The sequence below is a fragment of the Parabacteroides bouchesdurhonensis genome (genome assembly GCF_900186615.1).
GTDB lineage: Bacteria > Bacteroidota > Bacteroidia > Bacteroidales > Tannerellaceae > Parabacteroides > Parabacteroides bouchesdurhonensis.
Genome location: NZ_LT896588.1, coordinates 2061849 through 2085361, shown reverse-complemented (window position 1 = coordinate 2085361; position 23513 = coordinate 2061849). Strand labels below are relative to the sequence as shown.

The window sequence follows — 23513 nt, the reverse complement described above, 5'->3', positions numbered from 1 at the left end:
ATTTTGCAAAACGGCTATTAATTACTTTCTTTGTACAAAAGATTACGGATATGGATAAAATGGTTGAAATAGCAAGGTTTGCTTTCCCTGCAGAAGCACAAACCCTAATGTCTCTCTTAAGGGCAGAAGGTATTGACTGTTATTTGCGTAACGAAATAAGCAGCCAGGTCATGGCCGGATATGCCGATATAGGCGGTGCGCGTGTGGAAATATTAGAAAAAGACTTGCCGCGTGCCCTCGAAATTATGGAAGAAGGCGGATATGCCTCTCAGGAAGAAATTGACGAAGATGAACCCATCGAACAAGTTGCCGGTTTAGCCAGTCATATTCCATTCCTCCGGAAGTACCCGTTAGAAAAACAAATCATCATCCTATTTGTAATCGTTGCGGTATTCCTTGCGCTGGTCATTTATTTCGGTTCTCTGGTTTCTTCCAACTAAACAAATGTAACCAATGGCACGCAGAAAGATAACAAATAGTCAGATTGTTTGCATTACTCTTTTGTGGGGTATTTTATGCTACATACTACTGGCAAACAGCCAAACAATTAACTTCGACGTCATATTCACGCTGGTAGCCTCCGCTATCATTGTGTTTGTTCCCATATATAAGAATGTAAAGCGTAGAGATGAATAACATTTAGTAGTTATTCCAAGATTAATCTAGCTAAATGATATTTTTTACGCTTTTTTTCTTTCAATTATTTGCATACATCAAAAATTAACTTACCTTTGTGGCGCTGCAAAGCAACAGCTACAGAATAACAATTTGGTATAACATTCTAAATAAAATCAGTCTTATGAAGGCAAGTGAAGTTTTAGACAACTTGAAAAGAAGATTTCCGAATGAACCGGAATATCATCAAGCAGTTTCCGAAGTATTAGGAACAATTGAAGAGGCGTACAATGAACACCCTGAGTTTGAAAAAAGCAATCTGATAGAACGTCTTTGCATTCCCGACCGCATTTTCTCTTTCCGTGTTACATGGATGGATGATAAAGGTCAGATCCAAACAAACATGGGTTACCGTATCCAACACAACAATGCCATTGGCCCGTATAAAGGCGGTATCCGCTTCCACGCTTCCGTAAACCAGTCTATCCTTAAATTCTTAGCTTTCGAACAGACTTTTAAAAACTCATTGACCACATTGCCAATGGGTGGCGGTAAAGGTGGTTCGGATTTCAGCCCGAGAGGTAAATCCAACGCGGAAATCATGCGTTTTTGCCAGGCTTTCGTTCTTGAATTATGGCGTCATATCGGCCCTGACACAGACGTTCCGGCCGGTGACATTGGCGTAGGCGGACGTGAAGTTGCTTATATGTACGGTATGTACAAAAAGCTGGCACACGAAAACACAGGTACATTTACAGGCAAAGGACGCGAATTCGGAGGATCATTGATCCGTCCGGAAGCAACAGGTTATGGAAATGTTTATTTCTTGCTGGAAATGCTTAAGACTCGCAATATCGACATAAAAGGCAAAGTAGTTACAGTTTCCGGTTCCGGCAACGTTGCTCAATACACAGTGGAAAAACTAATTGAGCTGGGTGCCAAGCCAGTTACCATGTCAGATTCCGACGGCTATATCTACGATCCGGACGGTATTGACCGTGAGAAGCTGGATTATATCATGGAATTGAAGAACCTGTATCGCGGACGTATCCGTGAGTATGCCGAGAAATACGGTTGCAAATACGTACAAGGCGCTCGTCCATGGAACGAAAAATGCGACATCGCCATGCCTAGTGCAACACAAAACGAGTTGAATGGCGACGATGCCAAAGCGCTGTTGGCCAACGGTTGCTTCGCCGTATCGGAAGGAGCAAACATGCCTTCTACCCCCGAAGCTATCGACGCATTCCTTGAAGCAAAAATACTGTATGCTCCGGGTAAAGCTGCCAATGCAGGCGGTGTATCGGTATCAGGTTTGGAAATGACCCAAAACGCAATGAAGTTAAGCTGGACCAGCGAAGAGGTAGATGACAAGCTGAAACAGATTATGCACGACATCCACGAACAATGCGTTAAGTACGGCACGCAGACAGACGGCTATGTAAACTACGTAAAAGGCGCTAACGTAGGTGGCTTCATGAAGGTTGCAAAAGCCATGATGGCACAGGGAATCCTGTAGTATTTTGAAGATTAATGATCATATAGGGGACTGCCCGGCTTTTTATTGCCGGGCAGTCCCTTTTTATTTTAACCGGAGGAAGCGGAGATACCTATCGGTACGCACACGCCAATATAAATTTCCAATTTTAAACACTTCTTCTTCAATTAAAGCATTACCTTCGTACCATAATTACAGAAACATGGTTACAGAAGCACTAAAAAGACTTTATTACAAATACACAGGGCAAGAGACCGAAGACATTACCGAGCTTCCCTCCTCGGGTTCAAACCGCCGCTATTTCCGTCTCAACGGAATAAAAAACCTGATAGGCGTAAGTGGAACATCTCCCGAAGAAAACGCGGCCTTCCTTTACATGGCAGATCATTTTGGTAAAAAAGGACTGCCCGTACCGCAGGTTTATTGCTGGTCTGACGACAAAAGCTATTATCTGCAGGAAGACCTTGGAGATACATTATTATTCAATGCCATAGAAAAAGGCCGTAAAAGCTGCGTGTTTGACGAATGCGAACGCACCCTGTTACGTAAAACCATTACCCTCCTGCCTTCCATCCAATTTGCAGGCACAGACGGGTTCGACTTCTCCTATTGCTATCCACAACCGGAATTCAACAAACGTTCCATCCTCTGGGATTTGAATTACTTCAAGTACTGTTTCTTGAAAGCTACCGGCATGGAATTTCAAGAAAACCGTCTGGAAGACGATTTCCAGAAGATGAGCGACGTGTTGCTCCACAATACATCAGACACTTTCATGTACCGCGATTTTCAGTCGCGTAACGTCATGATAAAGGATGGAGAACCCTGGTTCATTGATTTTCAGGGCGGACGCAAAGGTCCGGTATATTACGATGTAGCCTCCTTCTTATGGCAGGCAAAGGCACGCTATCCGGAAGACTTACGCAAGGAACTGCTGAACGATTACATGCAGGCTTTACGTAAATATATCCCGGTAGACGAGAACTATTTCCTTAGTCAACTACGCCATTTCGTACTCTTCCGTACCTTACAAGTGCTGGGAGCATACGGATTCAGAGGTTACTTTGAGAAGAAGCCCCACTTTATCCAAAGCGTACCGTTCGCCATCGAGAACCTGCGCCAGTTATTGCGGGAAAATTACCCTGAATATCCCTATCTTAGTTCCGTATTAAGAGAATTGACAGAGTTAAAACAATTCTCGGACGACAGACAAAAGCGGATGCTGGAAGTCAAAATAGTCAGCTTTGCCTACAAGAAAGGCATTCCAAACGATCCTACAGGCAATGGCGGAGGTTTCGTATTTGACTGCCGCGCCATCAACAATCCGGGAAAGTATGAACGCTACAACCACTTCACCGGACTGGATGAACCGGTTATCAGTTTTCTGGAAAACGATGGAGAAATAACCGACTTCCTGCAACATGTATATACTATGGTAGACGCTTCGGTGAAACGCTATCTCGACCGTGGATTTTCCAACCTCATGGTTTGCTTCGGATGTACAGGCGGCCAGCATCGCTCCGTATATTCCGCCCAGCATCTGGCAGAGCACCTCAGCTCCAAATACGGTGTAAAAGTACATCTCGTACACAGAGAACAAAATATTGAACAAATTTTTGACGCAACATTATGAAAGCAATGATTTTTGCAGCCGGTTTGGGTTCCAGACTCAAACCGATAACAGACACGATGCCTAAGGCGCTCGTTCCGATTGCAGGAAAACCCATGCTGGAACATGTTATCCTTAAACTGAAAGATGCCGGGTTTTACCAAATTGCAATCAACATCCATCATTTTGGAGAACAAATCATAGATTTCCTCAAAGCAAACAACAACTTCGGGATACAGATATACATTTCCGACGAGCGCGATTATCTGCTCGACACCGGCGGAGGAATCAAGCATGCAGCACCTTTCCTGCGTGGCAAAGAGCCGTTTCTTGTACATAACGTAGATATATTATCGAACATCGACTTACGCAAGCTATATGAAAAGCATCAGAAAGCAAACCCGCTGGCAACTCTGCTGGTAAGCAAACGGGAAACATCCCGTTATTTGCTTTTCAATAAAGAGAACAATCTCTGCGGTTGGCACAATCGCGAGACAGGAGAAGTCAAATCTCATTATCCGGACTTTAATCCGGATAAATACAGCGAGTACGCATTCGGCGGCATCCATGTTCTATCGCCCGAAATATTCGACTGGATGGAAGAATGGACTGGCAAATTCTCTATCATCAACTTTTATTTGTCGGTCTGTGCAAAAACAAACATACAGGCATTCGCGGCCGAAAACCTGCGCTTGCTTGATATTGGCAAAGCGGAAACATTAGCCCAGGCGGAAGAATGGATGAAATAGTTTAACCCACATAAAAAGGGGAGGTCATTGCCTCCCCTTTTTATATATTATTCCGGTTTCATCACTACTCCCAAACTCTTTTTCCCATCCATCTTTATAACGACGGGCTTGTCAAAATGAACATGGCGGAGATATTCCGTTTCTTCTACAGCCGGCTGGGCATTCAGGTATGCTTCATCAAACCAGCCATCTCCTTTAAATGGATTGACCGTAAAATAGCCTACGCCAAACGAAGTCAGATTCTGGAAAAAGTGCGTTCCCTGGCTCGGATCAATCCGATAGTTTTCCAAACCGCATTCCACAATCACCCGGGCATTGCTGATATGCGGCCATTTTACCGGAATGCCCAACCATGAATCGCTGCTTCCCCAGCGGCCGGGCCCTACCAGCACATAGCTCTTTTCCTGTTCGGTAAACCGGCGGTTCATCTTTTCTATATCATAAGCTATCAGTTGATTGTTAGACGAGTTGAAAGCACCGGTCTTTACATAAATCACGTCTTGCACATCATTCACAATACCATGTCCTAACACACTGGACGAAGAAAGTATCGTATCTTCATTCTTCACTACAGTAAGATCTTCATCCATAATCTCTTTATTGTCCACAATAGGACGCACTTGCAGAAGGTAGAATGTAGCCTTGCTGCTATCGTCGGGATGAATATTCACGGCAAACTCTATTTCTATAGGACGCCCCATCTCATCTTGTCCGATATGTAAAATCTTATCCAGATTTTCGGCCAGAGGAAACACATCATGCTGAAGGATATTGACAAAAGAAATAATCTTACGTCCTCCGGGATAATATCCGTCACGAATAATCTGGTCATACGGGTCGTATGTGGAAACGATATATTTCAAAGCTCCATCGGCATCGGCGTCTTTCAGGTTCAACTTCAAAAGGTTGAACGCGTCATCTACAGAAAAGTTTTCCGCCAGGTTCTTTAAATCGAGCGCGTAAAAACGGGTCTGTGTTTCACGTAAAGCAAAATCCATTGTACTCATCTGCAAAATATTGTGCGGATGGCGTGGCGAGAAACGCAGGGTCATACCGCCGTCTACAATGTATTTGCCCAGTCCCAATGCGATGTTGGCTATACCGTCTTCCGCTTTCTCATTCCCGATTGGATAGAAATTCAACGAGCGTGCAACGCCCGAAAGCGTAGGATAGAAATGATCATTATAGCAATTACCCACCACTTCCTGCAAGACAATTGCCATCTTTTCCTGATCTATCAAGTTAGACGTAGCCGTCATATAAGCCTTGCTGTCACGGTAAAACACCGAAGCATATACCGCTTTAACAGCATCGCTTACCGTACGCAGCATTTCATATTTATCTTCTATCCTGGGAACCATATAGGTAGAATATATTCCGGCGAAAGGCTGGTAATGCGAATCCTCCAAAAGACTGGACGAACGGACGGCAACCGGGCTTTTCACCACCTCGAAGAAAGCCATCAGGTCTTCAATCAACCGTGACGGAAGGCTGGCACGAAGAAAATATTTCAAAATAGTATCGTCGTCAACATCTCCTAAGGCAACCGGATAAAGTTCGTTTGTTTCCATAAACTCATCAAAGATGTCGGTACAGATAACTACCGTTTTCGGAATCGTCACATTCAGGTTCTCATTACCCAGCTTCGGATAACGCTTTACCATAGCGCCGATGAAAGCAAGGCCTCTACCCTTTCCTCCCAACGAACCGTCACCGATACGGGCAAAGTTGCTATATTCGTCAAAGCGGTCTTTCTGATAGACTGCAACCACACCGGTATTCTTCATCCGGCGGTATTGTACAATCAAATCAAATATCAGCTTACGCGCTTCGTCCATATCCTTATAATCACTCACATCGACATGTTTCAGCACTTCGGCCGGCGGAAACATGGCCCGTGAATAGAAAAAGCGGGAGAAATGATTGCGGGAGAGGTGATAAACCAGTGAATCGTCGGGTATCTGAAAGACCTTTTTCTGCAAATCTTTCAAGTCGGTGATACGCATAATCTCCTCTTTCGTCTGCGGATTAAGAATCACAAAGTCACCAAACCCAAAGCGTGCCATTATCTTCTTCCGTAAATCCTGCGGATAACTTTTCGAGTTCTTATCTATAAAGGAAGCTCCTAATTCTTTAGCATATACATAATTATTTGCCTCGGACGATTCGAGCACAAAAGGTATTATCTGCCCAGTCTTCCTCACATATTGCCCGAACTTATAGCCTGCATAAGGATCTTTTACGCCATCGTGCATAAAACTCATATCCGATATAATACCCAATATATTATCCTGATACTGGTTAAAAATACGTACGGCTTCCTCATACGTACGGGCTAGTTTTATTTTCGGACGTCCGCGCATACGCAAGGTTCGCTGATGGCCGTTTAATGCTTCTTTAGCAAACATCTGGCTTTGTTCAAGCACGAATTTGTATAAATGGGGCAAGGCGGACGAATAGAAACGAACGGAGTCTTCCACCAACATGATAATCTGCACACCTACACTCGCGGTATCATCCGGAGCATTCATCTTATCCTCTATCAATTTGATAATGGCAAGAAGCAATTCCGAGTTTCCCAACCAGCTGAACACATAGTCTATTGCGCTCAGGTCTTCCTGTGCCATACGCTTGGAGACTTCTTTTGAGAATGGAGTAAGAACAACGATAGGAATATTGGGATAATGGATCTTAATTTCTTTGGCGGCCGCAAATATATCGCGGTTATCCATATTAGGCATACAGATAATCAGTTCAAAGTTACGGTCTTTCAACTCGGCCAATGCCTCAGCCTCCGTTGTTACCTGGGTAAAACGCGGAGGGTAACGCAAGCTCAACGAAGTATATTCATTAAATATCTGCTCATCCACGCGCCCGTCGTCTTCCAACATAAAGGCATCATACTTGGTAGCAATAAGCAATACATTATATATACGCTTATTCATCAGATTGGCGAACGATGTGTCTCTGAACACAAGGTCTTTAAAGTCCGGAATACCGCTCATAATTGATTTAATAGAGTTACATGCAGCCAAAAGTAAAGAAAAATCCGCAAACATATCCGAGATATCAGCGTCAAATAGCCTGCCTGCCGAAAAAAGGCAAAATTGTTCCATTTTGTTCCATGCCGGTGAAACAAAAGTTTCATCCCGATGGAACAAAAGTTTCAAGCCGAAGGAACAAGTGTTTCATGCTGGTGGAACAAATGTTTCATGCTGACGGAACAAGTGTTTCATGCCGGTGGAACAAAATAGGGCTTTCATATATTACTCCGGCACATTCTTACTAATAAAATGTCAGCCCGTAACACCGTTTAAGGCAGTAACGCATCTATATTCGTCCTTGAATATGCTTCAAAACATATTATAAACTATCAAAAAGTCAAGAAAAAGCATTGTCATTCCGTAACATTCTCTACATTTGCAAACAGAAAGTAATCTTAAAAGACACAGATACTATGAAGACAGAAGTAATCTTATCGGCTCTGGAAGCAAAACATCCGGGCGAAAAAGAGTATTTACAGGCAGTGAAGGAAGTCCTTCTTTCTATTGAAGAAGTGTACAATCAGCATCCTGAGTTCGAGAAAGCTAAAATTATCGAACGCCTGGTAGAGCCGGATCGAATTTTTACGTTCCGTGTTCCCTGGGTAGATGATAAAGGAGAGGTACAAGTAAACCTCGGATACCGCGTACAATTTAATAACGCCATCGGACCGTATAAAGGAGGCATTCGTTTTCACCCTTCGGTAAATCTGTCTATCCTCAAATTCTTGGGATTCGAACAAACATTTAAAAACGCGCTGACAACCTTGCCTATGGGCGGAGGTAAAGGCGGTTCGGACTTTGCTCCGAGAGGCAAAAGCGATGCGGAGATTATGCGTTTCTGCCAGTCATTTATTCTGGAATTATGGCGTAATTTAGGTCCGGATCGCGATGTTCCTGCCGGTGATATAGGCGTAGGCGGACGTGAAGTGGGTTATATGTACGGCATGTATAAAAAACTGGCCCGCGAGAACACAGGCACGTTTACAGGTAAAGGCATGGAATTCGGCGGTTCTATTCTTCGTCCCGAAGCTACCGGTTTCGGCGCATTATACTTTGTTCATCAGATGCTGGAAACTCACGGCATAGATATAAAGGGGAAAACCGTAGCGATTTCGGGCTTTGGTAACGTGGCTTGGGGCGCTGCCACCAAAGCGACAGAGCTGGGAGCAAAAGTAGTTACTATTTCCGGTCCTGACGGATATGTTTATGATCCGGCAGGCATTTCCGGCGAGAAGATAGATTATTTGCTTGAACTTCGTAACTCGGGAAACGACATTGTTGCGCCATACGCAGATGAATTTCCCGGATCAACATTCTATCCCGGCAAGAAGCCTTGGGAACAGAAAGTAGACATCGCCTTGCCATGTGCCACTCAAAATGAACTGGATGCTGATGATGCACGCAGACTAATAGAGAACAAGACATTATGTGTTGCCGAAGTTTCCAATATGGGTTGTACTGCCGAAGCTGTAGATTTATTTATCGAACATAAGCAACTCTTTGCTCCGGGTAAAGCCGTTAACGCGGGAGGCGTAGCAACTTCCGGTTTGGAAATGACACAAAACGCCATGCACATTTCATGGACTGCGGCAGAGGTAGATGCCCGCTTACACCAAATTATGAGCGACATACATCACCAGTGCGTAGCTCATGGTAAAGAAGGCCAATATGTCAATTATGTAAAAGGAGCCAATATTGCCGGCTTTATGAAGGTTGCCAAGGCAATGATGGCACAAGGCATTGTATAACGCCAAAGAATAGTATCTAAATCTTACAAACGAAAGGGATAGAGCGTTTGCTCTACCCCTTTTTCTCTTATCGTATTTTACCGGGATTCTTCGCTATGAAATCTTTCCAACCGGTGTATTTCTTCTCATGTACAGGATTATTCGTCTGGAAATAATGGCAAACAGCCGCAGCTAATCCATCCGTAGCATCCAGTTGAGGCAACATGGCATCTTGCGGAATAGACAAAAAGCGTTGTAACATGCCTGCAACTTGTTCCTTTGCTGCATTTCCGTTCCCTGTGATAGACATTTTTATTTTCAACGGGGCATATTCAAAGATCGGTATATCCCGCTCTAAAGCGGCAGCCATCGCGACGCCTTGCGCGCGTCCCAACTTCAACATACTCTGTACATTCTTCCCGAAGAAAGGCGCTTCAATAGCCAGTTCGTCCGGATGATATTGGTCGATAAGTCCTAATACGCGCTCAAAAATCTTACGTAAACGCAAGTAATGATTCTCAAACTTATCCAATTGCAGAATGCCCATCGCTTCCAACTTAGGTTTGTTGCCTTCTATTCTCAACACACCATATCCCATAACAATTGTTCCGGGATCAATGCCTAATATGATACGGTCTTTCGTCATTTCTCCCAATTTATTTCTTCAAGCAAGGTACTGAATCCGGCAATCTTATGTCCGAAGCGGGCAACAAGTTCCTTATGGATAGCAGTTCCTTCCGTTTGAAGCCAATAATCCAGCGTTTCCACATTTTTCACACAGAACTGGACGGAATAGCTATAACCTTCATCTTCCTCTGTCTGCATCACACGACGCAAACCGGGAGATTGTAAAAAGCCGCTGGCAATAACCTGTGGAATATAGTGTTTCTTTAGATAATCCAGACCTTCATCGTGAACGTCTTTCTCTATATGAAAAGTCGTATTATAAATAATCATTCTCTTTATACCTTAAATTTATCGGACAAAGATAACGGATATATCAGGAAAACCTCTATATTTGCACCCATGAAATATCCTGACGGGGCATTAGCTCATCTGGCTAGAGCGTTAGACTGGCAGTCTAAAGGTGATCGGTTCGAGTCCGATATGCTCCACATTTAATAACTACAAACAATCCGAGCCTAAGCAAACTTAAGCGCAGTTTCATTTATTCTCCGGCTCAAATCACGCAAAGCTTCTACAAAACGTTTCCTCTCTTCTTCTGTGAATTGAGCAGGTTTCCCATTTACAATATTACCATTTATACGCTGATAAAGCCAGTTTTTACTTTTGCCGAAATAAACCTTGGCTATATAGCTTAAAGAAATTGCACTGGCGACATCTCCCAATTCCAAAGCCAACTTCACATCTTGTAACTCATCTTTGATTGTTTTTAATCCTTTGTAGGTAGCATTAACAAAAGATGTACGTTCTTCGGAAGACATTGCGTCGACCTTTCGGGCACGCTCTTCCTGAAATACAACTCGTTCTTCAGGAGACATGTTCTTAAACTTTTCAAAGTCCGACATCATGTCTTGAGTAGGTAAAAATTTAGATAAATCTCCCATATTTATATGCTTTTTACGCCTCTTGAGAAAGGCTTTGTTTATTACTCTGATTTTAGTTTCTCTTCAATCTCTGCAATCATATCTAAAATATCGTTGATATATTGCTCGAATTCCGGATCTCCTTTTATCACCCTGTTTCCTGTATGGAATTCGAATAATAACTTTAGATTTTCCTTTTGTTCAATGAGCTTTTCTCGCTCTTCTTTTGTCATAGACTTGAATTTAATCTTAATACTCGTATTGTCTGACGTTACAAATGTAATAATCCTTAGCTTATTTACATAATAAGCTAAGGATTATTTACCAGTTTTTCTATCTATCGGCTATTGATTCTACAATCCGTTGCTGCAGATAGAGCAGCACATTTTCTTAGGATCATTTCCTCATCATTTCTTTAATATGCTCCATGCCTTTTAATTCTTTCTTCTCCTGACGGTTTGCAATACGACGAGCTAACTCCATGTATAAATCATTATCTTCTTTTTCAGGTGAATTGCAGAGGTTATAGAAAGCTGTTCCTCCTTGATAATAGGCGATAGGCAGATTCTCAAAGATACCATATTGGTCGAACGCCTTTATATAATCGCTCAAACGATATCCGAATCCTTTACTTTTCATCGCACGTTCGTCAAATTCCATCTCAACACACATACCGTTTTCAAAAGCCAGTTTACTCGTTTCATCCATACGTTCGTAAGGCACATCCTGATTAAAGAAATAATTAGGCTGCAAATAGGCTATATCAAAACCTAAGTTACGCCATTCCTGAAATCCGTCAGACTTGAAATAAGGAATCCAATTGAAATTGTATCCTTTCAAACGAACATAATCACCAACATTACGTGCCAGATCACGGCTATTGGTTGCTTCTTCGGCAATCCAATAGAATCCGGACAGCTCCAGATTATCTAATTTTGCTTCTTCAAACTTCTTTGTCGCATAATCAACAAACCATTGACATGCAGCCAAACGATCTTCCTGTTTTGAGAAATCGAGGCTCTTACCATCTATGCCCCCCCAATAATCCACATTAGGAATAGGTTCAGGCATACCCAATACAATTTTTCTCTTTGTAAAATTCTTCGGATTCTCTTTACGGGCAGCTTCAATAGCATCATTCAATGCACATATATTTAATCCCGGAGTAAAATAATCGTCAAGTAATTTTTTCCATTCCAGTTTACGTGCCGCTTGTTTCTGATAATATGAAGCAAACCCACGACCATTGCCATTATGAATCTCTAAAAATAAGAATCCATCAAACAACCAATGAAAATTTCCCTTTTCATCCTCCATAGATACATAAGGAGTCAGTTTATCTTTATTCCATACATACGACCGATGCTGTCCACCGGAATAAATCAGCACCATATCTCTCGCAAAAGGTTTAATAGCGGAAGCCAACTGTGGTAATACAAAGGTCAACATCAACACATATACAAAAAACTTACTACTTCTCAGATTTAATAAATTAACTATTCTCTTCATTTTCATAATCAGTTAAAAACATTTACATTCAGACCATTATTGAGGGGATAAACAAACAAACCACTAAAGATTTTGCCCAATCTTTATCTTGATTAAAAGAAAGCCGCCTCAATCTGACCTGAGGCGGCCTTTTCTATAGGTTATTTTCTATTTTACTTCACAAACGAAGCTTTTTGCAAATAAGCAGCACAATCTTTAACACCGGCAAACTGAGTACGTCCGTCAGGCATGTGTTCCAGTTCCACAAAATAATCCTGGATACCATTAGCATACATTTGCTTGAAGATCATTTCAAAGTTCATCATACCGCTCTGTCCAAATACGGCGCGGTCTTTTATATGAAGCACTTTTATACGGTTCGGATGCTTTTGCATATACTCCACAGGATCATTTTGTCCCATTACAGTCCAGTACACATCCATTTCAAAGAATACCAGTGAAGGATCTGTCTTTGCAAGGAAAAGATCATAAATCTGATCACCCGGATTTTTTGAAGTCTTTTGTTCCGATGCCTTAACTACACGCTGAAATTCCATATTATGATTATGGTAACCAAAAGGCAGTCCCGTCGCTTTAACAATCTCTCCACCTTCATTGAATATATCACAAATAAAGGCAGCATCTTCATACGATCCACACTCCGGCATCATTGGCTGGATAAGATATTTACAACCTAGCTTAACATGATCTTCCGCCGTTGGCTTCCAATACTCCAGAATTTGGGACTTGTTCTCTTTCGTATAGTGACGTACCGGAGGATTTACGTGAGAACTGATAATTTTAAGACCGGCATCTTCTGCCATCTTCTTAAATTCCATCATGTCTACGCCTCCTATTTTTCCTTTATCATATCCGGCAAGTTCCAGGTCGGTATAACCCATACTTTTCACTTCCTTCAAACGTTTAGGTAGGTCTTCATATAACTCTTTACCCAAAGAGTATATCTGTAAACCTATTCTCTTTTTCGCGGCGGCTACAGGAGCAGGAGCTGAAGTAGTGTCTGCATACACTGATCCTACTTTGCCTGCCAGCAGTCCGGCAGTAGAAAAGAAGGATGCTTTTCTTAAAAAATCACGTCTGTTACTCATAATAATATTAATAATGTTTATTTATATGGTATTTGTTCCAAAGTTATGAAAATATCAGAAAGCATATCCAAAGCCAACATTTAAATATATCGGATACATAGCAAATGTTATCGTATCAAAGTCTTTTTCAAACATGTCATTCAAGCCCCAGGTGAGATCGGCATGCACATTTAAGTGATTAAAGGCTCGCCAGGATACTCCAGCCTGTACGCCCCATTGAAACGTACGTAAGTTATCGGAGAAATCATATGAAGCACGATTATCGCCCTGAAACTCTACCTTCGTCCCCGTCGGATTTATTTCACGCAAATAACCATCATATACATATCCGGAAAAATCTCCATTCGGCATAAAAGAAACATATGGTCCGGCCGAAATATTAACACGTTTGCTGAGTTTATAAGAAGCTAACACCGGGATAGAAAGATAGGCATTACGTACCTTTGTTTGCACTCCTCCTGTCCAGTTTCCTTTCAGTTTCTCTCCGCCGCTTCCTATAATCTCCATACTGTAATTCTTCACTGTTGCTTTCGTCTCCATTCCTTTATTCTCAACACGAAAGCCTAAAGTCATCCCCCACTTCCTCTCTACACCAAACCATTTGGTTACATCACCTTCTATAGCCACGCATAACGTAGGTTTATAACCATCAATAGAACGTATTTCACGAGGCAGTGGAAGAGGAGAAGTTCCTCCAATATTAAATCCGGCCTTTACTTCATACTCCAATCCGATCAGAGACGATTTGATAATCCCCATATTCCTCTCTACCTGTGCCATTGCTGAAACAGTAAACAACGCCAATACACAAATTAAAAATATATGCTTTTTCATTATTCCTGTCTTTTATTCGTTATCGGAATGAATTACCTCCACCTCATCTACGTATAAAGTGCTACCCACAGCACCTTCAAAATAATCTCCCCGTATACTGGAAGAGAATACTACAGCCAACTGGTAACCGCCATTTTTCAGTTTCTCTTTATCCACGAACTTTCCGGGACGGGGAACAAAAGGAATATAGAAATGTGTCCATTCATCCGTAGGCTTCAAGTCGGAAATACGGGCTACGTAAATAAGGTTCGGACTTGTCAATGCGTTCGTCCCATCCAAATAACGTACGTTATCATCCGTTTCATAGAAAATAGCATAAATATCGCCTTGATCAGTCTTTCCCGGAACTACTTGTCCTTTGGATGTATATTCTTTACCGGGCTGGTATTTATAATACCCACTTAAGTAAGTAGGAATATGTTCAAACGGTTTACCAAAACGAGTGGATTTCAAAGGATTCGTCAAAGCACTGCCAGAGTCAAACGTTCCGATAAACAAATTACCGGCGGCAATATACATCCCCACCAAACTACCCAGACTACCGGTACTACAGGTAACCAGCTTGGCACACTTACCTTCATATCCGTTGTCAGCCTGACTTGTCGGGAAGTCCGTCATCTTGTTTGCCACATTTGTCAGGACATATACACTGTTTGCACTACCCCAGTTTACAACATCTCCACTGGATGAAATATCATAAAACACCTGGTAACGTTCATATTTAGGTTCCAATGACACCGTTTCAAAGTGGTATTCCGTACTAATGCCCGATACAATACAGCGTACATTGTAATTCTTTGTCCAGTTTTTATCTTCGGAAGTGACTGTATATGTATGTGGGGTTGTAAAATCGAAAGCGGTTCCACTCGCGGGATTGATGGTTGCTCCCGGAGTCAAGGTAAAAACAGGAGCCAGATTCGTTATATCGGCATCACTCTTAACGATAAGCGTAACACTCTCGTTCTCTATTTCAGGTTCTGCCTTTAGTATATCATCCGGTACTGTGCATGTTAAGATATCCGCCTCTGCATTGGGTGCTTCACTTTGTATACAAGAGAACAGGAATACACTAAAGAGAAGACCTATCAAATTTCGTATTTTCATGTTTTTCCCTTTTAAACTATTCATTCGCAATCTTTTTGATAAAACTAAACACAAAGGTAAATCTATATTTTGAAAAGTATAGCACTTATATATTTAATAACTTTTTTTACAACGTTGGTTTTCAGTGCAGGATAAAAAGAAAACATATCAAAACACATTAAAAAACGCAGACAATACCAACAAATATGGAATATCGCCGACTCTATTGATTATTAACCAATAAGTCCGCGATAATCTATCTGTTTTGCATTATCTGCGTTTCTCCTATATAGACTTTTCAGTTCTTCTTACTGATGCTCCCGACGTAATAGATCGTTAACAGTCTTTACCGGATTAAATGTTTCGATAGGCACCTCCACAAATACGGTATTCCAATCGCTCATCGCGCCATTCCACAAACCCGGAAGTTCCAAAGCTTTCAATTCCCTGCCATCTTTACTCTTATAGGATATAAATCCGGTATTTTTATCTACATAATCCGGCAAGTTATATTTCTCCCCTTTGTAATTCTTCACAGCACATACCAGATCCACAGGATTAAAGTGTGTGCCTTTTTCAAACATTGCTTTCTTTGCAGGATCGTTCATATCAATCTGTGAGCTTTCCAGCACCTGTAAAGAAACCGTTCCGTCCGGATTCCTGGCAAGGAACGGACCGCCACCCGGTTCGCCTACATTTTTCACCATACCGCACACGCGCAACGGACGCAACAGCTTACTCTTTATATAAAGTACCAGCTCGGCGTCTTCCAGCAACTTCATCTCCGGATTCTTAATACATAGGTCATCTTGCAGGAAATGAATCATTTCTTCCACTTGCTGATGGCTATATTTGCCAGTCTCTATCAGATGCAGATAGTAATATATTTTTTCCTGTAATGTGACCAGTACACCGGCAAGTACCTTTTTCCAGATAACTGTAGAACATTTAAAGCTGTCGGGGACTACATTATCTATATTCTTTATAAACACCACATCTGCGTCTATGTCATTCAGGTTCTCTATCAAAGCGCCGTGTCCTCCCGGACGGAATAGTAAATTCCCATCCTTATCACGAAACGGATTATTATCCATGTCGGCAGCTATCGTATCGGTATTCGGTTTCTGGACAGAGAAAGAGACATCATATTTAACAGAAAACTTTTCTTCATATTCTCTCTTTTTGTTCGTAACCAGCTTCTCAAACAAGGCTTTGTGTTCCGGAGACACGGTGAAATGAATATTCACCTCACCGGCATTATTTTTGGCATACATAGCTCCTTCAGCCAGATGTTCTTCCATAGCCGCACGCACTTTGCCCGGATAAGAATGGAAAAGCAACAGACCTTTGGGTAACTGTCCGTAGTTCAACCCTTGTTTTTCCAGCAGGTTGGATACGATTGCTTTATACTTCCCCTCCTTCATCAAAGCGGGAATGTCTTTCTTTTCATTAGCCAGACAGACGGCATTCAGAGCATCATAGAAAGCGAATTTATTTATTTCACCAAAGAATTTTTGTTCAAATGAATTGGACGGTTCATTATAACCGGCGGAAAGGAACTCATACAAGTTTTTAAACATACGGCTGGCAGCACCCGAAGCCGGTACAAACTTTACGATCTTCTTGTTTTTTGCCAGATAAGCATCCCAAGCCTCCATATAAGTAGCCTGATCTTCCTGTTTAATTACCATTATGCCTTTTTCAACAGAAGCAGAAGCAGCGATTTCCAGAAAAGGAAAACCTTTCTTGAAACAAGCTAACTGCTCTTCAATCTGCTTTTCATTGATCCCTTTGGCAGCTAACAGTTCAAAGTCTTTCGCGTTTAACATAGTATTATTTTTAATATTGATAATCTGTTTCATTTCAAAGTCTTTACGGACTATGAATATCGCAAATGTATAAAATAACCATTAGAATAGTTCTGATATTTCGATAAAAAAGATACTTTTACAACATGTTTTACGGCCTGTCCGCCATTGGGCAGTAAAAATAACAAAACATGGACACAACATCATTCTTTACAGAAGAAGAGAAGAAAACGTTCTTCTCTAAATATAAATTATTACTTCGTAACCTCTATTCTTTTCTACAAAAAGAGGATATACGGAAGATGAAAGAACTTATGAAACGCGTTGTAGCATTAGACTGCTACGGAAGAGACAAAAATGGCATTAATGGATTATTACGTAATATTGACACCGCTCTGATAGCAACCTGCGAAATAGGTTTGAAGCGCACTTCCGTTATTGCTTTGCTATTATACCGCCCGGTTTTGAAGAAAGTGGTCACAATGGAAGAGGTGGAACAAACATTCGACGCGGACGTAACTCTTATCATAAAACGCCTGCTGAGAACATCCGAACTCTATGCCCGTAATACGGCCGTGAATTCGGAGAACTTCCATCATCTGCTCTTTTCTTTTGCGGAAGACGTACGCGTTATTCTCATTATGATTGCAGACCGTCTATGCCTGATGCGACTGGGAAAGAATTTACAGGAAGACGACCGCATCCGTCTGGCTACCGAAGCATCCTACCTTTATGCGCCTCTGGCCCACCGGCTGGGACTATATACGATAAAAAGCGAACTGGAAGACCTCTCATTAAAGTATACAGACCGCAAACAGTACGATTTCATCAAGCAAAAGCTAAATGAAACCAAGCGTTCACGCGATGCCTACATTGCCGAGTTTATCGCGCCTATAAAGAAAAGGCTGCAGGAAGCCGGATTCAGGTTCGACATCAAAGGACGCACCAAATCCATCCATTCCATTAATAATAAATTAAAGAAGCAAAAGATCGAATTTGAAGGTATCTACGATCTGTTTGCCATCCGTATAGTGCTTGACACGCCGTTGGAAAAGGAACGTTCGGAATGTTGGCAGGTGTACTCCATCGTGACGGATATGTATCAGCCCAATCCCAACCGTATGAAAGACTGGATTTCCATCCCCAAAACCAACGGCTACGAGAGCCTCCATATCACAGTTATGGGACCGCAAAACAAGTGGGTGGAAGTACAGATACGAACCCATCGCATGGATGAAATTGCCGAACGTGGTCTAGCGGCACACTGGAAATACAAAGGGGTAAAAGCAGAAACCGGATTAGACGAATTTCTGAATAACGTACGCGCCGCATTGGAAACGAAAGGGACCAACCCGCTGGATTTGATGCAGGAATTCAGAATGGACCTCTATAAGGATGAAATATATGTATTCACTCCTACCGGCGAGCTTATCAAGCTGGCCAAAGGCGCCACAGTTCTGGACTTTGCCTTTGCTATCCACACCAAATTGGGCAGCAAATGCGTATCGGCCAAAGTAAATGGAAAGAACGTTCCTATTAAATATGTATTGAACAACGGTGACAGTGTATCCGTCGTTACATCTCCCACGCAATCGCCCAAAAGAGATTGGCTCAACTTTGTGGTGACCTCCAAAGCCCGCGTTAAAATAAAGCAGGCATTACGTGAAGAGGCATCCAAAGCTGCCGATTTTGCCAAAGAGATGCTGCAACGGCGTTTCAAAAACCGTAAGATCGAAGTGGAAGAAGCCATCCTGATGCGTTACATCAAGAAGAAAGGCTTCAAAACCGTTACAGACTTCTATATAGAGATATCCGAAGAACGCCTTGATCCAAACAGCGTTATAGACGAATACCTGGAAATGGAACGCAAGGAAAAAGAGATTAACGACCGCGTGGAAGTACGCAGCGCCGAAGATTTCATCACGACCACCGAAGCCGAAGAAATAGCCACAAACAAAGATGTACTGGTAATAGACAAAAACCTGACAGGCATTGAGTACAAACTGGCCAAATGTTGTAACCCGATTTATGGAGACGAGGTATTCGGTTTCGTGTCCACCCAGGGGATAAAAATACATCGCATGGATTGCCCGAATGCACAAGAAATGTTCAGCCGTTTCGGCTATCGTATTATCCGTGCTAAATGGAGCGGCAAAGGAGACAACGGCTATACCGTAACCCTCCGCGTTATAGGCAGGGACGACATTACGATAGTAAGCAACATCACCTCCGTGATTGGCAAGGAAAACGGCGTAACGCTGCGGTCACTTAATATCGATTCGGTAGACGGATTGTTTCAAGGCAATTTCACCGTGATGGTGCGCGATACCACATCACTAAACGCACTCACCAAGAAAATCAAAACCGTAAAAGGCGTGAAAACGGTAGACAGGTTAAACAGTTAATAAGTCCACAACCCGGCAAAAGACCGGCGAAAGCCTTCAAAATGCGGACAGGCGCAAAGCACAGCAAACAGATTGATTCAGAAGAACAAACAATCTCTGCTATGCCCTGCGCCTGTCCTTTTTATACACATACCACAGCCTAAGGCTGAAAGCATTCCCCCGTCGGTGCGAGCGAATCCCCTTAGCTAGGGGGATTTTTTCCCGCTAGCTAGCAGGATTCATTTACTCCGCCCACGTGACACGCGTTCCCTAATGCGAGGGAATACATAAGACAGTCTTCTACGGTATCTTTCAATATATTTCCTATCTTTGTCATATCCAAAAACAATGAAGAATTAAAAATATGAGAAACTTCACCTGTGTACAAGACTTAGGCGACCTGAGACAGGCGCTTAATGAAGCTTTCGAGATCAAGAAAGACCGTTATCAATTTACCGAGTTAGGTAAAAACAAAACCCTGCTGATGATATTCTTCAATTCCAGTCTGCGTACCCGATTAAGCACTCAAAAAGCCGCGATGAACCTGGGAATGAATACAATGGTACTCGATGTGAACCAGGGAGCCTGGAAATTGGAAACCGAACGTGGTGTGATTATGGATGGTGACAAGCCTGAGCATCTGCTGGAAGCCATTCCGGTAATGGGATGTTACTGTGATATAATCGGAGTACGTTCGTTCGCCCGTTTTGAAAGTAAAGAAGACGATTATAATGAAAAGATATTGAACCAGTTTGTTCAGCACTCCGGTCGTCCCGTATTCAGCATGGAAGCGGCAACGCGTCATCCGTTGCAAAGTTTTGCCGATCTGATAACTATTGAAGAATACAAAAAGACAGCCCGTCCGAAAGTCGTTATGACATGGGCACCGCACCCCAAATCACTTCCACAGGCCGTACCTAACAGCTTTGCAGAATGGATGAATGCTACAGATTATGAATTTGTCATCACACATCCGGAAGGTTACGAACTGGACCCGAAGTTTGTAGGCAATGCCAGTGTTGAATACGATCAGAAAAAAGCTTTTGAAGGTGCGGATTTCATATATGCAAAGAACTGGGCAGCATACAGTGATCCCAATTATGGACAGGTTATCAATAAAGACCGTAGTTGGACAGTTGACACGGAAAAAATGGCACTAACCAACAATGCTTACTTTATGCATTGTTTACCTGTGCGCCGAAACATGATTGTAACCGATGATGTGATTGAAAGTCCTCAAAGTATCGTCATTCCGGAAGCTGCCAATCGTGAAATATCAGCACAAACCGCACTGAAAAAGATATTGATGGGGTTGTAAATTAACTGCAATAATTATTTGGCAATACATTATTAAACAGGTAACGCTGGAAAATAAGAAATTCTTATTTTCCAGCGTTACTCTTATAACAGCTTTAAATATTAACAGGTTATGCTTCCCCCTTAACACCTCCGACAGGAGGAATAAAATCTTCAAATTGAGCTGTTTTATTTCCTTTTTGTTGTTCTTCAAATTTTGCCAGATTATCTTGCAATGCAAATAATAGACGCTTTGCATTGTCCGGTGTTAAAATCACACGACTTTTTACCTGAGCTTTCGGAGCTCCCGGTACAACACGAATAAAATCCAAAATAAATTCAGAAGACGAATGTGATATAATTGCTAAATTAGCATATGTCCCTTGAGCCATATCTTCGGACAACTCGACTTGTATTTCGTTGGCAGGTTTGTTGTTTTCCATATTTATTTACCTCTATTTAATGATTTATATCTAATACAAAGATACGATTTATAATTATATCTATAGAAACCTATTATATAAATTACGGTAATACTACGTTGCGAACTGTATTACATTCAATTCAACAGATGTATATGGAAATCTAAAAGCGAAAAGGGCGCCCTTCACAGGTAGCCCTTTCCTTGTTGTGTTTTTAATTCTCAATTCTTTAGACCAATGTAAAAATACCTTTTGTGTTTACAAAACAGGTTTTGGCGTTTAGGTTAAGGCTATGATTTAAATGCTAATCTCTTTCACTTGAATTCTGCAAAGTTAACGGGTTTAACAAAACCATCCAAATACTATTCCTACAATAAATAATATTATTTTGTCAACTCTTGACATAAATCAATGTAAAATAGTATAAATTCCTGTTTTAAATCCTGAAACGGGTGCGGGCATACTTCTCCCGATACTCTGTAGGAGTATTTCCTTTGCGATTTTTAAACAGCCTATTAAAATTTGAAAGATTATTAAAACCACATTTATAGCATATTTCAGATATTGAATCGCTTGTATCAATTAAACGGCAAACGGCTTCTGCTATACGAATGTCATTCAGGTTATCAACAAATGTTTTACCTGTCCATTTTTTAAGAAAACGATTTAGTGAAGCCTCACTCATATTTATTAACGAAGCAGCATCCGATAGTAAAATTTGTTGTTGATAATTTTCGTGCAAATAAAGCATTAAACATCCAAGCCGATCGCTATCATTACTTTTATAATTACTGATCTTATTCGCGGCATTTAAAGGACGTGCCTTATTATCTAATGAAAGTATCTTTAATATCTCTATTAATCTTAATAGATTATGAAACGAATCAGGCTTTTCATCATTTGACAAATTTTTCAACTCCGGCTGAATACGAATAATCATATCCTTACTAAATACTAATCCTTGTGAAGCCTTCGCAAACATATTTTTCATTGTCTGAAAATGGCGTTTATTTATCAAACTATCAAATAATGAATGGTGAAATTGGATCGTTATCTCAAAAATATTATTGCACAAACATTTATGAGTAGAATATGCATGCTTTGTATTACCTGCAATCAGCACCAAATCCAAATCGTCCATTTCTTCTATGGAATCATCTACTATCCGAATAGCACCAGAGGCATTCTCCAAATAATTAAGTTCAAACTCCGGATGTATATGCAAAGGGTAATTAAATCCATGTTTCGGCCGTTGCATTACCAAAAAGCAATCTTCGTCCGAAAGTGGAGTTAGTTCTTTTAATACATCCATCGCTCTATCCATAATTCATTTATTGAATAACCAGAGTACTTATTACCGGACAATGATCTGAGGGATATACTTGATTCATCGTTTCCGTTAGCACTCCATGACGTAATACTTTAATATCACCTTTTATAAAGATATAATCAATCCATTTACGTTTGTCATAAGGAATCTTTCCAAAGTCGTGGAAAGTCCATTCCGGTCCATAAATAAATTCAGCAATTGTACGGGAATGTATCAGATGACGGGGATCACTCGAATTAGTTAAAACCTGAATAGGTTCATCTGAAGGTAGCGCGTTAAAGTCTCCGGTTACAATAATTGGCAAATTACCGGATAATTTTCGGGCTTGCTCCAACACGAGAGATGCACCTTCATGACGAGCCACTTTTCCCATATGATCTAAATGAGTATTCAAGAAAAAGATTTTTTTTCCTGTATTTTTATCTTTCAAGATAGCCCAGGTAGCAACACGTTCGCAAGCAGCATCCCAACCTTTTTTCCCTATAGCGTTCATATCTTCTGCTAACCAGAAATTACCGCTTTTCTCTGCAAGAAATCGATCCTTGCGATAAAAGATAGGAGCATATTCTCCTTTTGTCTTACCATCTTCACGGCCTACGCCTACATAAGCGTATTCCGGTAAACGAGCAAGTAAATCATTCAATTGATTATTTAATACTTCCTGAGCCCCAAATACATCTACATCATGGAATTTAATCAAGTCAGCAGCAAAATCTCTACGATATTTCCACTGATTGTCCTTATCTTCCGGATTATCATACCGGATATTATAAGACATTACATTTAATTTAGCGCCAGCGTCTTTTGCGAATAAATAGTTCATGGATAGCAATACAGCCATTAAACAGAAGAGAATTTTTTTCATGATATTATTTTTATGTTTTATGTTTCAATTATCCAAGGCTACAGCTACAAATGTAAATGATCTCTCTTTATTAAGCAAATTAGAAAAACAAAAAAAGCCGTCTGA

At 41.4% G+C, this 23513-nt stretch carries 21 protein-coding genes and 1 tRNA gene; 9 read left to right on the top strand and 13 right to left on the bottom strand.

Features of this window, described 5'->3' with window-relative positions; genetic code table 11:
* Positions 1-50 precede the first annotated feature (50 nt).
* The 5 genes from C1721_RS08965 to C1721_RS08945 all read left to right on the top strand — a co-directional run bounded on the left by C1721_RS08965 (position 51) and on the right by C1721_RS08945 (position 4471).
* Positions 51-440 carry a putative signal transducing protein gene (locus tag C1721_RS08965; protein ID WP_102408042.1) on the top strand — a complete coding sequence of 130 codons (390 nt, stop codon included), beginning with the start codon at positions 51-53 and terminating at the stop codon, positions 438-440.
* Between the two features lie 13 nt (positions 441-453).
* Positions 454-636, top strand: a complete 183-nt coding sequence (locus C1721_RS08960; protein ID WP_102408041.1) for a hypothetical protein — start codon at positions 454-456, stop codon at positions 634-636.
* Positions 637-799: 163 nt separating this feature from the next.
* The gene (locus tag C1721_RS08955) at positions 800-2134 is read left to right on the top strand and encodes an NADP-specific glutamate dehydrogenase (RefSeq protein WP_102408040.1); all 1335 of its coding nucleotides are present in this window, start codon (positions 800-802) and stop codon (positions 2132-2134) included.
* A 181-nt stretch (positions 2135-2315) separates the two neighbouring features.
* Positions 2316-3746 (top strand): RapZ C-terminal domain-containing protein, encoded by a 1431-nt coding sequence (locus C1721_RS08950; protein WP_102408039.1) that lies wholly within the window; start codon positions 2316-2318, stop codon positions 3744-3746.
* On the top strand, positions 3743-4471 hold the full coding sequence (locus C1721_RS08945; RefSeq protein ID WP_102408038.1) for a nucleotidyltransferase family protein: 729 nt from the start codon (positions 3743-3745) through the stop codon (positions 4469-4471). Before C1721_RS08950 ends, C1721_RS08945 begins: the two co-directional genes overlap by 4 nt.
* Positions 4472-4518: 47 nt before the next feature.
* Here C1721_RS08945 and C1721_RS08940 read toward each other — a convergent pair whose 3' ends face one another.
* Positions 4519-7476 (bottom strand): PEP/pyruvate-binding domain-containing protein, encoded by a 2958-nt coding sequence (locus tag C1721_RS08940; RefSeq protein ID WP_102409362.1) that lies wholly within the window; start codon positions 7474-7476, stop codon positions 4519-4521.
* 452 nt (positions 7477-7928) lie between these two features.
* On the opposite strand from C1721_RS08940, the gene gdhA reads away from it, so the two are divergent.
* Complete coding sequence (gene gdhA / locus C1721_RS08935; protein WP_102408037.1) at positions 7929-9263, top strand: NADP-specific glutamate dehydrogenase; 1335 nt, start codon at positions 7929-7931, stop codon at positions 9261-9263.
* Between the two features lie 67 nt (positions 9264-9330).
* Here gdhA and ruvC read toward each other — a convergent pair whose 3' ends face one another.
* Positions 9331-9888: a crossover junction endodeoxyribonuclease RuvC gene (ruvC, locus tag C1721_RS08930; RefSeq protein ID WP_102408036.1), complete on the bottom strand. Its 558-nt coding sequence runs from the start codon at positions 9886-9888 to the stop codon at positions 9331-9333.
* On the bottom strand, positions 9885-10199 hold the full coding sequence (locus C1721_RS08925; protein WP_102408035.1) for a DUF4286 family protein: 315 nt from the start codon (positions 10197-10199) through the stop codon (positions 9885-9887). Before C1721_RS08925 ends, ruvC begins: the two co-directional genes overlap by 4 nt.
* Positions 10200-10283: 84 nt before the next feature.
* Here C1721_RS08925 and C1721_RS08920 point away from each other — a divergent pair.
* A tRNA-Ala gene (locus C1721_RS08920) sits at positions 10284-10357 on the top strand.
* A 27-nt stretch (positions 10358-10384) separates the two neighbouring features.
* Here the strand turns inward: C1721_RS08920 and C1721_RS08915 are convergent.
* From C1721_RS08915 to C1721_RS08890, 7 genes are all read right to left on the bottom strand, one after another.
* The gene (locus C1721_RS08915; RefSeq protein WP_102408034.1) at positions 10385-10810 is read right to left on the bottom strand and encodes a DUF5053 domain-containing protein; all 426 of its coding nucleotides are present in this window, start codon (positions 10808-10810) and stop codon (positions 10385-10387) included.
* A gap of 41 nt (positions 10811-10851) precedes the next feature.
* On the bottom strand, positions 10852-11022 hold the full coding sequence (locus tag C1721_RS16170; RefSeq protein ID WP_187117310.1) for a hypothetical protein: 171 nt from the start codon (positions 11020-11022) through the stop codon (positions 10852-10854).
* A gap of 163 nt (positions 11023-11185) precedes the next feature.
* A complete protein-coding gene (locus C1721_RS08910) occupies positions 11186-12298 on the bottom strand; it encodes a DUF4855 domain-containing protein (protein ID WP_159063564.1) in 1113 nt (370 codons plus the stop codon).
* Between the two features lie 152 nt (positions 12299-12450).
* Positions 12451-13386 carry a sugar phosphate isomerase/epimerase family protein gene (locus C1721_RS08905; protein ID WP_102408032.1) on the bottom strand — a complete coding sequence of 312 codons (936 nt, stop codon included), beginning with the start codon at positions 13384-13386 and terminating at the stop codon, positions 12451-12453.
* A gap of 54 nt (positions 13387-13440) precedes the next feature.
* Complete coding sequence (locus C1721_RS08900; protein WP_102408031.1) at positions 13441-14220, bottom strand: porin family protein; 780 nt, start codon at positions 14218-14220, stop codon at positions 13441-13443.
* Between the two features lie 12 nt (positions 14221-14232).
* The gene (locus C1721_RS08895; protein WP_102409360.1) at positions 14233-15324 is read right to left on the bottom strand and encodes a PCMD domain-containing protein; all 1092 of its coding nucleotides are present in this window, start codon (positions 15322-15324) and stop codon (positions 14233-14235) included.
* 287 nt (positions 15325-15611) lie between these two features.
* Positions 15612-17132, bottom strand: coding sequence for a DUF4301 family protein (locus C1721_RS08890; protein WP_102409358.1), 1521 nt, complete (start codon positions 17130-17132; stop codon positions 15612-15614).
* 170 nt (positions 17133-17302) lie between these two features.
* Here C1721_RS08890 and C1721_RS08885 point away from each other — a divergent pair, with 170 nt between their 5' ends.
* Positions 17303-19516 carry a RelA/SpoT family protein gene (locus C1721_RS08885; protein WP_102408030.1) on the top strand — a complete coding sequence of 738 codons (2214 nt, stop codon included), beginning with the start codon at positions 17303-17305 and terminating at the stop codon, positions 19514-19516.
* Positions 19517-19859: 343 nt separating this feature from the next.
* Positions 19860-20813, top strand: a complete 954-nt coding sequence (locus tag C1721_RS08880) for an N-acetylornithine carbamoyltransferase (protein ID WP_102408029.1) — start codon at positions 19860-19862, stop codon at positions 20811-20813.
* A gap of 109 nt (positions 20814-20922) precedes the next feature.
* On the opposite strand, the gene C1721_RS08875 is transcribed toward C1721_RS08880, so the two are convergent.
* The 3 genes from C1721_RS08875 to C1721_RS08865 form a co-directional block, all read right to left on the bottom strand.
* On the bottom strand, positions 20923-21234 hold the full coding sequence (locus C1721_RS08875; protein ID WP_102408028.1) for a DUF3467 domain-containing protein: 312 nt from the start codon (positions 21232-21234) through the stop codon (positions 20923-20925).
* Between the two features lie 415 nt (positions 21235-21649).
* Positions 21650-22537: an AraC family transcriptional regulator gene (locus C1721_RS08870; protein ID WP_102408027.1), complete on the bottom strand. Its 888-nt coding sequence runs from the start codon at positions 22535-22537 to the stop codon at positions 21650-21652.
* 7 nt (positions 22538-22544) lie between these two features.
* Entirely contained in the window at positions 22545-23408 is an 864-nt protein-coding gene (locus C1721_RS08865; RefSeq protein WP_102408026.1) for an endonuclease/exonuclease/phosphatase family protein, read from the bottom strand.
* Positions 23409-23513: the final 105 nt, after the last annotated feature.

What these genes read in the sequence shown, in the direction of transcription:
- C1721_RS08955 (WP_102408040.1), top strand. Translation starts at nt 800, where the DNA reads ATGAAGGCAAGTGAAGTTTTAGACAACTTGAAAAGAAGATTTCCGAAT.
- C1721_RS08875 (WP_102408028.1), bottom strand. Translation starts at nt 21,234, where the DNA reads ATGGAAAACAACAAACCTGCCAACGAAATACAAGTCGAGTTGTCCGAA.
- C1721_RS08900 (WP_102408031.1), bottom strand. Translation starts at nt 14,220, where the DNA reads ATGAAAAAGCATATATTTTTAATTTGTGTATTGGCGTTGTTTACTGTT.
- C1721_RS08885 (WP_102408030.1), top strand. Translation starts at nt 17,303, where the DNA reads ATGGACACAACATCATTCTTTACAGAAGAAGAGAAGAAAACGTTCTTC.
- C1721_RS16170 (WP_187117310.1), bottom strand. Translation starts at nt 11,022, where the DNA reads ATGACAAAAGAAGAGCGAGAAAAGCTCATTGAACAAAAGGAAAATCTA.
- C1721_RS08945 (WP_102408038.1), top strand. Translation starts at nt 3,743, where the DNA reads ATGAAAGCAATGATTTTTGCAGCCGGTTTGGGTTCCAGACTCAAACCG.
- C1721_RS08895 (WP_102409360.1), bottom strand. Translation starts at nt 15,324, where the DNA reads ATGAAAATACGAAATTTGATAGGTCTTCTCTTTAGTGTATTCCTGTTC.
- ruvC (WP_102408036.1), bottom strand. Translation starts at nt 9,888, where the DNA reads ATGACGAAAGACCGTATCATATTAGGCATTGATCCCGGAACAATTGTT.
- C1721_RS08950 (WP_102408039.1), top strand. Translation starts at nt 2,316, where the DNA reads ATGGTTACAGAAGCACTAAAAAGACTTTATTACAAATACACAGGGCAA.
- C1721_RS08925 (WP_102408035.1), bottom strand. Translation starts at nt 10,199, where the DNA reads ATGATTATTTATAATACGACTTTTCATATAGAGAAAGACGTTCACGAT.
- C1721_RS08940 (WP_102409362.1), bottom strand. Translation starts at nt 7,476, where the DNA reads ATGAGCGGTATTCCGGACTTTAAAGACCTTGTGTTCAGAGACACATCG.
- gdhA (WP_102408037.1), top strand. Translation starts at nt 7,929, where the DNA reads ATGAAGACAGAAGTAATCTTATCGGCTCTGGAAGCAAAACATCCGGGC.
- C1721_RS08960 (WP_102408041.1), top strand. Translation starts at nt 454, where the DNA reads ATGGCACGCAGAAAGATAACAAATAGTCAGATTGTTTGCATTACTCTT.
- C1721_RS08910 (WP_159063564.1), bottom strand. Translation starts at nt 12,298, where the DNA reads ATGAAGAGAATAGTTAATTTATTAAATCTGAGAAGTAGTAAGTTTTTT.
- C1721_RS08905 (WP_102408032.1), bottom strand. Translation starts at nt 13,386, where the DNA reads ATGAGTAACAGACGTGATTTTTTAAGAAAAGCATCCTTCTTTTCTACT.
- C1721_RS08915 (WP_102408034.1), bottom strand. Translation starts at nt 10,810, where the DNA reads ATGGGAGATTTATCTAAATTTTTACCTACTCAAGACATGATGTCGGAC.
- C1721_RS08965 (WP_102408042.1), top strand. Translation starts at nt 51, where the DNA reads ATGGATAAAATGGTTGAAATAGCAAGGTTTGCTTTCCCTGCAGAAGCA.
- C1721_RS08880 (WP_102408029.1), top strand. Translation starts at nt 19,860, where the DNA reads ATGAGAAACTTCACCTGTGTACAAGACTTAGGCGACCTGAGACAGGCG.
- C1721_RS08865 (WP_102408026.1), bottom strand. Translation starts at nt 23,408, where the DNA reads ATGAAAAAAATTCTCTTCTGTTTAATGGCTGTATTGCTATCCATGAAC.
- C1721_RS08890 (WP_102409358.1), bottom strand. Translation starts at nt 17,132, where the DNA reads ATGTTAAACGCGAAAGACTTTGAACTGTTAGCTGCCAAAGGGATCAAT.
- C1721_RS08870 (WP_102408027.1), bottom strand. Translation starts at nt 22,537, where the DNA reads ATGGATAGAGCGATGGATGTATTAAAAGAACTAACTCCACTTTCGGAC.